We start from the raw sequence: 12,437 nt of genomic DNA on the forward strand, positions 1-12,437 counted from the left end.
CGGACCCTAGTCAGCCGTGCAGCGCCGCCCGCAGGGTGGCGACGGCCTGGGCGATGGCGCTCGTCGCCGCGCCGCTCTCGCGCAGCGTGTTCAGCATCATGAAGTCGTGCACCATGCCGAGGTAGCGGGTCGCGGTCACCGGGACGCCCGCGGCGCGCAGCTTGTCGGCGTAGGCCTCGCCCTCGTCGCGGAGCACGTCCGCCTCGTCGGTGATCACCAGGGCCGGGGGGAGCCCGGCGAGCTGCTCGACGGTCGCGCGCAGCGGTGAGGCGGTGATCTGCGCGCGGTCGGCCTCGTCGGTCGTGTACTGGTCCCAGAACCACTTCATGCCCTCGCGGTGCAGGAAGTAGCCGGTGGCGAAGCGCTGGTAGGACTCGGTGTCGAAGCTCGCGTCGGTGACCGGGTAGAACAGCAGCTGGGCGGTGAACGAGACGTCCCCGCGCTCCTTGGCCAGCAGCGTCAGCGCGGCGCTCATGTTGCCGCCGACCGAGTCGCCCGCGACCGCGAGCCGGGTGCCGTCGAGGCCGTGGGACGCGCCGTCCGTGCCGATCCACTGCGCGGCCCGGTAGCCCTGCTCGATGGCGACGGGGTAGCGGGCCTCGGGCGAGGGCGTGTACTCGACGAACACCACCGCGACGTCCGCGCCCACGGCGAGCTCGCGCACGAGCCGGTCGTGGGTGTGGGCGTTGCCGAACACCCAGCCGCCGCCGTGCATGTAGAGGACGACCGGCAGCGCCCCGGCGGCACCCCGGGGCTTCACGATCCGGAGGGAGAAGTCCCCGAGCGGGACCCACTCCTCGTCGACCGCAGGCTTCGCGATCTCGCCGGACTGCACCTCGTCGACGACCTTGCGGCCCTCGGTGGGCTCGAGCTGGTAGAGGAACGGCGGCGTGGCCGTCGCCTCGACGAAGGCCTGCGCCGCAGGCTCCAGGACCGGGCGGTCGATCTGCTCGCTCATCGTGCTCTCCGTTCTGCGTCGGACTGGCTGACGAGAAGAAACATAGCCCCCGATTAACTTGTGCGCAAGTTACTGTGACGCGTGCTATCCTCGGGGCGTGGAACCGACGGAGTCGCTGCTGCTCGACGACCAGCTCTGCTTCGCGATCTACGCCGCGTCCCGTGCGGTGACCGCGGCGTACCGCCCCCTGCTGGACGAGCTGGACCTGACCTACCCCCAGTACCTGGTCATGCTCCTGCTCTGGGAGCGCGAGAGCCTCTCGGTCAAGGAGGTCGCCGCCGCCCTGCACCTGGACTACGGCACCGTCACGCCGCTGCTCAAGCGGCTCCAGGGGATGGGTCTGGTCGCCCGGCGCAGGCGCACGGACGACGAGCGCGGCGTCGACGCCGTCCTCACCGACGAGGGGCGGGCGCTGCGGGAGCGCGCCCACGGCGTGCCCGTCGGGATGGCCGAGGCGTTCGGGCTGACGGACGCGCAGCGAGCCGACCTGCGGGACCGGCTGCGCGCCCTGGTCCGGTCGATGGACGCCTACGCGGGCGCCCGCTGAGCCGTTCTCGGCGGCACCGGGACCCGCATCAGGTCCTCGGCGACCACCAGCTCCCCGTCGAAGACCTCGCGCGCCTCGCGGACGAACGCCGACGGGTCGGTGTAGCGCTGGGAGAAGTGGGTGAGGACGAGGGTCCGCACCCCGCACTCCCGCGCGACGGTGGCGGCCTCGCGCGCGGTGAGGTGGCCGTAGGCGTGGGCGAGATCGGCCTCGCCGTGCAGGAAGGTGGACTCGACGACGAGCATGTCCGCCCGGTCCGCGAGCGCGAACACGCCCTCGCACAGCCGGGTGTCCATCACGAACGCGAACACCTGGCCCGGTCGGGGCGCGCTGACCCGGGCCAGGTCGACGCCGTCGAGCGAGCCGCGGGCCTGGATCTCCCGGACCCGCGGCCCGGTGATGCCGTGGCGGGCCAGCTCGTCCGGCAGCATGCGGATGCCGTCGGGTTCGGTCAGCCGGTAGCCGAAGGCCTCGACGGGGTGCTCGAGCCGCGCGACCGACAGCCCGGGCGCGACGGGCCCGTCGGCGGCGTGCGGATGCTCCACGATGTCCCCGCGCTCCAGGTAGGAGCTCGCGTACCGCAGCCTGCGGAAGTACTCGTGCCCCGACGCCGGGAAGTGCGCGTGCACGGGGTGGGCGACCTGGTCGAGGGAGATGCGCTGCAGCACCCCGGGCACCCCGAGGCAGTGGTCGCCGTGCAGGTGGGTGAGGCAGAGCCGGGTGATCGCGCTCGCCGGGATGCCCGCGAGCAGCATCTGCCGCTGGCTGCCCTCGCCGGGGTCGAACAGGTAGCCCTCGGCGTCCCAACGCAGGAAGTACCCGTTGTGGTGCCGGGTCCGGGTCGGCGCCTGCGAGGCCGTCCCGAGCACCGTCAGCTCACGCATCGCGATCGGAGCGCCTCCGGCGCTCGTGCGTGGTAAGTGGTGCTCTGGCACCACTTACCACGCACGGGGGTCAGCGGCCGGTGAACTCGGCCTTGCCGGGGCCGTTCTCGACGAAGGACTTCATGCCCGCGGCCGCGTCGTCCGAGGCGAAGACGCCGGCGAACAGCTCGGACTCCAGGTCCAGGCCGTTGCGCAGGTCCATCTCCAGGCCGCCGTCGATCGCCTTCTTCGCGGCGGCGTAGGCGAGCGCGGGGCCCTTCGTGAACTGCGCGACGTACTCGACCGAGCGGGAGTAGACCTCGTCCGCCGGGACGACCTCGTCGACCAGCCCGATCTCGAGCGCCTCCTGGGCGGTGACCATGCGGCCGGTGTAGATCAGGTCCTTGGCCCGGGCCGGGCCGACCAGCCGGGCGAGCCGCTGCGTGCCGCCGCCACCGGGGAAGATGCCGAGCAGGATCTCCGGGAAGCCGAGCTTGGCGTTGTCCCCGGCGATCCGGCGGTCGGCGCCGAGCGCGACCTCGAGCCCGCCGCCGAGCGCGTAGCCGGTGACCGCGGCGACCGTGGGCTTCGGGATGAGGGACAGCGCGCCGAGGCCCGCCGAGAGCCGCCGCGCGACCGGCGCCATGTCCGAGTAGGACATGCTCGCCATCTCCTTGACGTCCGCGCCCGCCGCGAGGGTCTTCTCGCCGCCGTAGACGATCACCGCGCGGACGTCCGCGCGCTGCGCGGCCTCCTCCGCGACCTGCAGCAGCTCGCCCTGGACCTGGCGGTTCAGCGCGTTCATGGGCGGGCGCTCCAACCGGATCGTGCCCACACCGTTGTCGACCTCGAGCCTCACGAATTCCGTCACGCGCCGACCCTAACCCGCCTCACCGCAGCCATGCGCTGTAGCGCTTGCGCCGCTTCTGCACGGCCAGCGGGACCCCGAACGTCTCGGTCAGGTTCTCGTCGGTGAGGACGTCGTCCAGCAGGCCGGCGGCCACGACCCGGCCCTCGCGCAGCAGCAGGCCGTGCGAGTAGCCGGGCGGGATCTCCTCCACGTGGTGGGTGACCAGCACGGACGCCGGCGCCTCGGCGTCCAGCGCCAGGGTGGAGAGCCGGCCGACGAGGTCCTCGCGGCCGCCGAGGTCGAGGCCCGCGGCGGGCTCGTCGAGAAGCAGGAGCTCGGGGTCGGTCATCAGCGCGCGGGCGATCAGCACCCGCTTGCGCTCGCCCTCGGACAGCGTGCGGAACTCGCGGTCCGCGAAACCCGCCATGCCGAGCTGCGCGAGCAGGGCGCCCGCGCGGCCGGTGTCCATCGCGTCGTAGCGCTCCCGCCACCGGCCGAGCACGCCGTACCCGGCCGAGACCACGACGTCGGAGACGAGCTCGTCGCCGGGGATGCGGATGCCGAGGTTCGCCGAGGTCAGGCCGATGCGGGGGCGCAGCTCGAACAGCGCGACGCGCCCGATCCGCTCACCGAGGACGTGCACGGTGCCGCTCGTCGGGTGCATCTCGGCGGCGGCGAGGCGCAGCAGGGTGGTCTTGCCCGCGCCGTTGGGCCCGAGGACCACCCAGCGCTCGTCGAGCTCGACGGACCAGTCCACCTCGTCCAGCAGCACGGTCTTGCCGCGCCGCACCGTGACCTTGTCCAACTTGATCACAAGGTCAGTGAGATCGGGCGCGGTGGGGGCTCCGGGGGTGCTCACCCCCTTATCCTCGCCGATCGTGCCGGTCTTCCCGTTGGGTGCCCATGTCGACTCCTCCGGAGCGCGCTTCGCAGTCGCCTCCACCAGCGCGGACGCGGTCGAGGTCTGTCTGGTGGACGACGATCTGGTCGAGCGCCGCGTCGAGCTCACCGAGCGGACGTTCGGGGTGTGGCACGGACACGTCCCCGGGGTGCGGCCGGGCCAGCGCTACGGCTACCGCGTGCACGGGCGCTACGCCCCGTGGGAGGGCACCCGGACCAACCCGCACAAGATCCTCGTCGACCCGTACGCGACGCGGATCACCGGCCGGGTCACCGACCTGCGCGCCGCCCGCGGCTGGGTGGACGACCCGATGACCGGGCCCGCGTCCACGATCGACTCCCTGGGTTCGGTGCCATTGTCGGTGGTGGAGGCCGCGGCGAGCACCCCGCTGCCGCCGCGGCCGGACGTGCCCTGGTCGGAGACGGTGGTCTCCGAGCTGCACGTGAAGGGCTACACGATGCGACACCCCGAGGTCCCGGAGGAACACCGCGGCACCTACCTGGGCCTCGCGCACCCGGCGGTGATCGAGCACCTGCGCCGCATCGGGGTCACCGCGGTCGAGCTGCTCCCGGTGTGCGCCAACGCCTCCGAGCCCTCGCTCGTCGAACGGGGGGCGAGGAACTACTGGGGCTACTCGACGCTGGGCTTCCTCGCCCCGCACGCGGACTACGCGTCGGTGCCCGGCGCCGAGACCGCCGAGTTCCGCACCATGGTCGACGCGCTGCACGCCGCCGGGATCGAGGTGATTCTCGACTTCGTCCCGAACCACACCTGCGAGGGCGGCGTCGGCGGGACCACGCTGTCCTACCGCGGGCTGGACGCGCGGGCCTACTACTCCCTCGGTGGCAACGGCCACGACGCCGACATCACCGGCACCGGCAACACCCTCGACGCCGGCTCCCCCACCGTCATCCGGCTGGTCTGCGACGCCATGCGGCACTGGGTGACCCGCTACGGCGTCGACGGCTTCCGCATCGACCTGGCCTCGGTGCTCGGCCGCCCGCGGTCCGGCGCGTTCGACCCGCACTCGTCGCTGCTCACGGCCATCGCGGTGGACCCCGTCCTCTCGACGACGAAGCTGATCGCCGAGCCGTGGGACGCCACCGGGGAGGGCTACCGGGTCGGCGGTTTCGGCGTCGCCTGGTCGGAGTGGAACGGCCGCTACCGGGACGCGGTGCGGGACTTCTTCCGCGGCCACGGGCACATCGCGGAGCTCGCCTCCCGGGTGACCGGGTCGTCGGACATCTACAAGCTCTCCGGGCGGCGGCCGTGGGCGTCGGTCAACTTCGTGACCGCGCACGACGGGTTCACCCTGCGCGATCTCGTCACCTACGAGCGCAAGCACAACGAGGCCAACGGCGAGCACAACCGGGACGGCACGGACGACAACCGCTCCCAGAACTTCGGCGTCGAGGGCGAGTCGACCTCCCCGGTGGTGCGGGCGCGGCGGCGGGCGGCGGCGCGGGCCATGCACGCGACCCTGCTGCTGTCGATCGGCACCCCGATGATCGTCGGCGGTGACGAGCGCTGGCGGACCCAGGGCGGCAACAACAACGCCTACTGCCTCGACGACGAGACGACGTGGGTCGACTGGGCGCCCGACGCGCTCGACCCCGGGGCCGCCGAGGCGATGACCGCCTTCACCGCGCGGCTCACCGCCATCCGCCGCTCCTCCCCCGACCTGCACCGGGACACGTTCCTCGCCGACACCGACGTGCGCTGGTGGAACCCGGGCGGGCGGGCGATGGAACCCCACGACTGGCACGACGGCCACGCCCGAACCCTGGGCCTGCTCACCCTGGAGTGGCTCTTCCTGCTCAACGGCGACGGCGGGGCGCAACCCTGCGTCCTGCCCGGCTCCGCGGCGCTGGTCCCGGTGCTGGACAGCAGCCGCGAGGACGGGTGCCCGGTCACGGACCGCCCGCTCAAGGGCGGCAGCACCGTGACCCTGCCGCCCCACTCCCTGCTGCTGTTGCGCCGCCTGCCCGCGTCGTGATCCACGGTCGGGGAGCGAGACGGTCGGGAAACGACCGCCCCGCTCCCCATGTGTGGATCATGGAGATCGACGACGGCGCGGCGTAGGCTCCCGCGCATGCCGCGCTACGAGTTCCGCTGCCGGGAGTGCGCCCGCGTCGGAGGGCACGCGACCTTCGAGGTCGACCGCCCGATGGCCGCGGCGGGCGACCCGGCCGCCTGCCCGCAGGGCCACAGCGACACCCGGAAGCTGCTCTCCACGATCTCGCTGGGCGGCCGCGCCGGAGCGGGCGCGCCCGCCATGGCACCCGCCGGCGGGGGCGGCGGGTGCTGCGGCGGAGGCTGCTGCGGCTGACCCCGTGAGCGGCGATGGTCGCCAGAGCGAGCATCGCCACTCACGGGTCAGGCCAGCACGACCTTGCCCAGCTCGGCCTGCGAGGCCAGCAGCGGGTGGGTCGGCAGCACGCGGACCGTGTAGCCCGCGAGCCCGGCGTGCGGGAGCGGGACCACCGCCTCGAAACGCTCGTCCCCGAGGTGCTTCATCGGCACCCGGACGGTGTCCTTCAGCTCGTCGGAGTCGTCCACCCGCCCGACGATCGCCTCGACCGTGACGTCCTCCGGGGTGAGGCCGTTCAGGTCGACGACCGCGCGCACGGTCATCGGCGCGCCGACGACCGGGGTGTCCGGCAGCCCGGAGGCGTCCACCCCCGCGACCTGCACCTTCGTCCACGCCGCGTTCAGCCGCGCCCGGTACGCGGCCACCGCGCGCGCCCCCGCGAACGCCGACTCCGTGACGACGCGCGCCGCCCGCGCGGCCGGGGCGTACCAGCCCTCGACGTACTCGCGCACCATCCGGGTCGCCTGGACCTCGGGGCGCAGCGTCTCCAGGGTGTGGCGCACCAAGCCCGTCCACTTCGCGGGGACGCCCTCGTCCCGCTCGTAGAAGGCGGGCGCGACCCGGGTCGCGAGCAGCTCGTAGAGCGCGTTCGCCTCGAGGTCGTCCCGCTTGTGCGGGTCGTCGATGCCGTCCGCGGTCGGGATGGCCCAGCCGTTGGCGCCGTCGTAGAGCTCGTCCCACCAGCCGTCCCGGATGGAGAGGTTGAGGCCGCCGTTGAGCGCGGACTTCATGCCCGAGGTGCCGCAGGCCTCCAGGGGGCGCAGCGGGTTGTTCAGCCAGACGTCGCAGCCCCAGTAGAGGTAGCGGGCCATCGACATGTCGTAGTCCGGCAGGAAGACGATGCGGTGCCGCACGGCCGGGTCGTCCGCGAACCGGACGATCTGCTGGATCAGGGCCTTGCCGCCGTCGTCCGCCGGGTGGGACTTGCCCGCGACGATCAGCTGGACGGGGCGGTGCGGGTCCAGCAGCAGGTCACGCAGCCGGTCGGGGTCCCGGAGCATCAGCGTGAGCCGCTTGTAGGTCGGGACGCGGCGGGCGAAGCCGACGGTCAGCACGTCCGGATCGAACACGTGATCGGTCCAGCTCAGCTCGGGCGTCGAGGCGCCGCGCTCGAGCCAGGCCGCCCGCACGCGGCGGCGGACCTCGTCGACCAGCCGCGCGCGTAGGGCGTTGCGCAGGCCCCACAGCTCGGCGTCCCCCGCGGTCACCGGACGGCCGGGCTCGCCGACCAGCGACGCCACGTCCGGGTTCTCCCAGGTGTGCCCGTGCACGCCGTTGGTCACCGAGCCGATCGGGACCTCGTCGGCGTCGAAGCCCGCCCAGAGCCCGCCGAACATGCCGCGCGAGACCTCGCCGTGCAGCTTGGAGACACCGTTGGCGCGCTGCGCCAGCCGCAGCCCCATGTGGGCCATGTTGAACATCGACGGGTCGTCCTCGGCGCCCATGGCCAGCAGCCGGTCCGTCGGGACGCCCGGGAGCAGCGCGTCGGTGAGGTAGCGGCGCACGAGGTCCAGCGGGAAGCGGTCGATGCCCGCCGGGACGGGGGTGTGCGTGGTGAACACGGTGCCCGCGCGGACCGCGGCCAGGGCCTGGTCGAAGTCCAGATCCTCCGACTGCAGCTCCCGGATGCGCTCCAGCCCCAGGAACCCGGCGTGGCCCTCGTTGGTGTGGAAGACCTCCGGCACCGGATGCCCGGTCGCCCGGCAGTACGCGCGCACGGCCCGCACGCCGCCGACGCCGATCAGGATCTCCTGCTTGATCCGGTGGTCCTGGTCGCCGCCGTAGAGCCGGTCGGTGACCGCGCGCAGGTCGGCGTCGTTGTCCTCGATGTCGGTGTCCAGCAGCAGCAGCGGCACCCGCCCGACGCCCGCCTGCCAGACCCGCGCGGCCAGCGTGCGGCCCTCGGGCATCGCCACCTCGACGAGCACCGGCGCGCCCGCGCCGTCCGTCAGCAGCTGCAGCGGGAGCCCCTGCGGGTCGAGGACCGGGTAATGCTCGAGCTGCCAGCCGTCCAGCGACAGCGACTGCCGGAAGTAGCCGGACTGGTACAGCAGCCCGACGGCCACGAGCGGCACCCCGAGGTCGCTGGCCGCCTTCAGGTGGTCCCCGGCCAGCACGCCGAGCCCGCCGGAGTAGTTCGGCAGCACCTCCGAGACGCCGAACTCCATGGAGAAGTAGGCGATCGCCGCGGGCAGGTCCTGCTGCACCTGGTACCAGCGGTCCTCGGTGAGGTAGCGCTCCAGGTCCGCGGCGCGGTCCCGCACCTGCGCGACGAGCTCGGCGTCCTCCGCGAGCTCGCGGAGCGTGCTCGACGGGATCTCGCCGAGCAGCCGCACCGGGTCCTCGCCGGACCGTTCCCACGCCGCCGGGTCCAGGGCGGCGAACAGCTCGCGGGTGGCCGGGTGCCAGCTCCACCGGAGGTTGGTGGCGAGGGTCTGCAGCGGGGCCAGCGGCTCCGGCAGCTGGGCTCGGACCGTGAATCGACGCAGGGCTCTCACCCGGCGGAGGCTAGCGGCTCCGCCGCTCGTGAGTGGTAAGTGGTGCCAGAGCACCACTTACCACGCACGGGCGGCGGAGCCGCGGGACCTCGATCGGGTGCTTTCCGGTCGGTGTCAGGACGGGTGAGGACCGGCGCGGGTGGAGCAGCCGGTCGTCACGCTGTGCGACCGTGGGGAACCGGGTCGCCCGGCGGCTCGGTGGGCGGTCGCCACCGCGCGGTGAAGAGCACGTGAATCTGCGACACGGAGGGCCGTCCGGTCACGCGAGGTGTGGACGGAACCGATACGGTTGTCCCGCACGCCACAGGGGTATCCGCCCGAGCGACGGGGTGCGCAATCGGCAACGAGACACGGGGGTGGCGTCCGTAATGACCGGTCGGCTCGGAATCGATGACGTCAGCCCCTGTGTGGGGGACGGTCGGCACCCGAGCAAGGCGGTCGTCGGCGAGGTCCTCCCCATCCGCGCCACGGTGTGGCGCGAGGGACACGACGCGGTGGCCGCGAACGTCGTGTGGAAGCGCCTCGGATCCCGCGACCAGGCCGAACACGTCCGCATGGCGCCGGACGGCGTGGGCACCGACCGGTTCTACGCGACCGTCGTGCCCGTGGAGCCGGGCCTGTGGACCTTCCGGGTGGACGCGTGGAGCGACCCGTGGGCAACCTGGCGCCACAGCGTCGAGGCCAAGATGAAGGCCAACCAGACCGCGGACGAGCTGGCCAACGACCTGGAGACCGGCGCCCGGCTGCTCCAGCGGGTCGGCCGCCGTCCCAGCGAGCGGGCGAACCGGGACCTGCTCTTCGGCGCCGCGAACGCGCTGCGGGACACCGCCATGCCGCTGAACGCCCGGGTCGCCCCGGCGCTGTTCCCGGCCGTGCACCAGATCATGGTCGAGCGCCCGGTCCGGGAGCTCATCACCCGCGGGCGCACCCAGCAGGTCTACGTCGACCGCGAGCGGGCCCTGTTCGGCTCCTGGTACGAGTTCTTCCCCCGCTCCACCGGCGGGCGGGACGAGACGGGGCGCGCCGTGCACGGTTCGTTCGTCACCGCGGCGAAGGAACTCGACCGCATCGCGGCGATGAACTTCGACATCGTCTACCTGCCGCCGATCCACCCCGTCGGCACCGTGCACCGCAAGGGCCGCAACAACTCCGTGCACGCCGAGGCGGGTGACGTCGGGTCTCCGTGGGCCATCGGCAGCAAGGACGGCGGACACGACGCGATCGACCCGGAGCTCGGCACGATCGACGACTTCGACGCGTTCGTCGCCCGCACCCGGGACCTCGGCATGGAGGTCGCGCTGGACTTCGCGCTGCAGTGCGCCCCGGACCACCCGTGGGTCGAGGCCCACCCGGAGTGGTTCACGGTGCGCCCGGACGGCTCGATCGCCTACGCGGAGAACCCGCCGAAGAAGTACCAGGACATCTACCCGATCAACTTCGACAACGACCCGGCGGGCATCTACGCCGAGTCGCTGCGGGTCGTCCTGCACTGGGTCGAGCACGGCGTGCGGATCTTCCGCGTGGACAACCCGCACACCAAGCCGCCGAACTTCTGGCACTGGCTGATCTGGCAGGTCAAGGCCCGCTACCCGGACGCGCTGTTCCTGGCCGAGGCGTTCACCCGCCCGGCGCGCATGTTCGGGCTGGCGCGGCTGGGCTTCACCCAGTCCTACACCTACTTCACGTGGCGCACGGAGAAGGAGGAGCTCGCCGAGTTCGCGCTCATGCACGCCGAGCACGCGGACGAGTGCAGGCCGAACATGTTCGTCAACACCCCGGACATCCTCCACGAGTCGCTGCAGACCGGCGGCCCGGCGATGTTCGCGATCCGCGCGGTGCTGGCGGCCACGATGTCCCCGACCTGGGGCGTCTACGCGGGCTTCGAGCTGTTCGAGGGCACCCCGGTCAAGCCGGGCTCCGAGGAGTACCTGGACTCGGAGAAGTACGAGCTGCGCCCGCGGGACTTCCACCAGGCGCTCAACGAGGGCCGCTCGCTGGAGCCCTTCATCGGCAGGCTCAACGAGATCCGCCGCACCCACCCGGCGCTGCAGCAGCTGCGCGAGATCCACATCCACGAGACGGACAACCCGGAGATCCTCGCCTACTCCAAGCAGGACCCGGCGACCGGCGACATCGTGATCGTGGTCGTCACGCTGAACTCCTACGACATGCGCGAGGGCTTCGTCCGCCTCGACATGCCGGAGCTGGGCCTGGACTGGTCGGACTCGTTCACCGTCACCGACGAGATCACCGGGGACACCTTCCGCTGGCAGGAGCGCAACTACGTGCGCCTGCAGCCGTGGGAGAACGTCGCGCACATCCTGCGCGTCCATCGCGCCTGACCCGAACCTCGCCGACGCCCGGTCCCGCACGCCGCGGGGCCGGGCGTCGTCGTGTGTCGGGTGACGCTTGGGCGGCCCAAGCGTCGCTCACCGACGCTTGGGCGTCCCAAGCATCACCCGGCTCGCCAAAGTGATATCACTTTGCTATGGTTGGCATGTCACGAAAGGAGGCCCCTCATGGCCGACACCTCCGCCACCGCCGCCCTGGCCCCCGACGAGGTCCCCGACATGCCCCCGGCCCACGTCGACGAGCGCCCGCTCGAGGGGGCGAACGGGTTCGCGATGCTCGCGCTCTCGCTGGTCCTCGTCCTCGGGGGCGTCGCGCTGCTGGCCCTGATGATCGAGATCGCGCCGGTGGTCTCCGGGCTCGGCGGGCTGCTGATCGTGGCCGGGCTGATCACGGCGATCGGGCTGACGGCCGTCGCCCCCGGCGAGGCCCGCGTGGTCCAGCTGTTCGGCCGCTACCTCGGCACGATCCGGACGAGCGGCTTCCGCTGGGTCAACCCGTTCACCGGCCGGCGCAAGGTCTCCACGAGGATCCGCAACCACGAGACCGAGCAGGCCAAGGTCAACGACGCGGACGGCAACCCGATCGAGATCGCCGCCGTCGTCGTCTGGCAGGTCCGGGACACGGCCAAGGCCTGCTTCGAGGTGGACGACTTCGTGGAGTTCGTGGCCATCCAGTCCGAGACGGCGGTGCGCCACATCGCCACCAGCTACCCCTACGACAACCAGGGCGCCCCCGGGCTCTCCCTGCGGGACAACGCCGACGAGATCACCGGCAGGCTCTCCGCGGAGATCGCGGCGCGGGTGGAGTCCGCGGGGGTGTCGGTGATCGAGTCCCGGATCACCCGGCTCTCCTACGCCCCGGAGATCGCCCAGGCCATGCTGCGCCGCCAGCAGGCGGGCGCGGTCGTGGCCGCGCGCGCCCAGATCGTCGACGGCGCCGTCGGCATGGTCAAGCTGGCCCTGGACAAGCTCTCCGCGCAGGACGTCGTGGACCTCGACGAGGAGCGGAAGGCGAGCATGGTCAGCAACCTGCTGGTGGTGCTCTGCGGCGACCGCGACACCCAACCCGTCGTGAACACGGGCTCGCTCTACTCGTAG

The 12,437-nt window shown here is 72.5% G+C and carries 10 protein-coding genes; 5 read left to right on the forward strand and 5 right to left on the reverse strand.

All coding sequences use genetic code 11. The features are described from left to right. Positions 1-10 precede the first annotated feature (10 nt). The gene (locus BLS43_RS11010) at positions 11-958 is read right to left on the reverse strand and encodes an alpha/beta hydrolase (protein ID WP_093081825.1); all 948 of its coding nucleotides are present in this window, start codon (positions 956-958) and stop codon (positions 11-13) included. A gap of 97 nt (positions 959-1,055) precedes the next feature. Here BLS43_RS11010 and BLS43_RS11015 point away from each other — a divergent pair, with 97 nt between their 5' ends. Beyond that, positions 1,056-1,505: a MarR family winged helix-turn-helix transcriptional regulator gene (locus tag BLS43_RS11015; protein WP_093081829.1), complete on the forward strand. Its 450-nt coding sequence runs from the start codon at positions 1,056-1,058 to the stop codon at positions 1,503-1,505. Here BLS43_RS11015 and BLS43_RS11020 read toward each other — a convergent pair. The 3 genes from BLS43_RS11020 to BLS43_RS11030 form a co-directional block, all read right to left on the reverse strand. Continuing rightward, the gene (locus tag BLS43_RS11020; protein WP_093082598.1) at positions 1,487-2,395 is read right to left on the reverse strand and encodes a ribonuclease Z; all 909 of its coding nucleotides are present in this window, start codon (positions 2,393-2,395) and stop codon (positions 1,487-1,489) included. The genes BLS43_RS11015 and BLS43_RS11020 overlap by 19 nt on opposite strands. Before the next feature lie 64 nt (positions 2,396-2,459). Next, the gene (locus tag BLS43_RS11025; protein ID WP_093081833.1) at positions 2,460-3,239 is read right to left on the reverse strand and encodes an enoyl-CoA hydratase/isomerase family protein; all 780 of its coding nucleotides are present in this window, start codon (positions 3,237-3,239) and stop codon (positions 2,460-2,462) included. A gap of 19 nt (positions 3,240-3,258) precedes the next feature. Next, positions 3,259-4,077 carry an ABC transporter ATP-binding protein gene (locus BLS43_RS11030; RefSeq protein WP_093081839.1) on the reverse strand — a complete coding sequence of 273 codons (819 nt, stop codon included), beginning with the start codon at positions 4,075-4,077 and terminating at the stop codon, positions 3,259-3,261. A 19-nt stretch (positions 4,078-4,096) separates the two neighbouring features. Here BLS43_RS11030 and glgX point away from each other — a divergent pair, with 19 nt between their 5' ends. Beyond that, positions 4,097-6,115: a glycogen debranching protein GlgX gene (gene glgX, locus BLS43_RS11035; protein ID WP_093082601.1), complete on the forward strand. Its 2,019-nt coding sequence runs from the start codon at positions 4,097-4,099 to the stop codon at positions 6,113-6,115. A 96-nt stretch (positions 6,116-6,211) separates the two neighbouring features. Then, the gene (locus BLS43_RS11040) at positions 6,212-6,448 is read left to right on the forward strand and encodes an FmdB family zinc ribbon protein (RefSeq protein WP_093081842.1); all 237 of its coding nucleotides are present in this window, start codon (positions 6,212-6,214) and stop codon (positions 6,446-6,448) included. A 47-nt stretch (positions 6,449-6,495) separates the two neighbouring features. Here BLS43_RS11040 and glgP read toward each other — a convergent pair whose 3' ends face one another. After that, positions 6,496-8,988 (reverse strand): alpha-glucan family phosphorylase, encoded by a 2,493-nt coding sequence (gene glgP / locus BLS43_RS11045; RefSeq protein WP_093081845.1) that lies wholly within the window; start codon positions 8,986-8,988, stop codon positions 6,496-6,498. A 368-nt stretch (positions 8,989-9,356) separates the two neighbouring features. Here glgP and BLS43_RS11050 point away from each other — a divergent pair, with 368 nt between their 5' ends. Further along, a complete protein-coding gene (locus tag BLS43_RS11050) occupies positions 9,357-11,330 on the forward strand; it encodes an alpha-1,4-glucan--maltose-1-phosphate maltosyltransferase (protein ID WP_093081850.1) in 1,974 nt (657 codons plus the stop codon). A 177-nt stretch (positions 11,331-11,507) separates the two neighbouring features. Next, on the forward strand, positions 11,508-12,437 hold the full coding sequence (locus BLS43_RS11055; RefSeq protein WP_093081855.1) for an SPFH domain-containing protein: 930 nt from the start codon (positions 11,508-11,510) through the stop codon (positions 12,435-12,437).

The sequence above is a fragment of the Pseudonocardia oroxyli genome, assembly GCF_900102195.1.
Classification (GTDB): Bacteria; Actinomycetota; Actinomycetes; order Mycobacteriales; family Pseudonocardiaceae; genus Pseudonocardia; species Pseudonocardia oroxyli.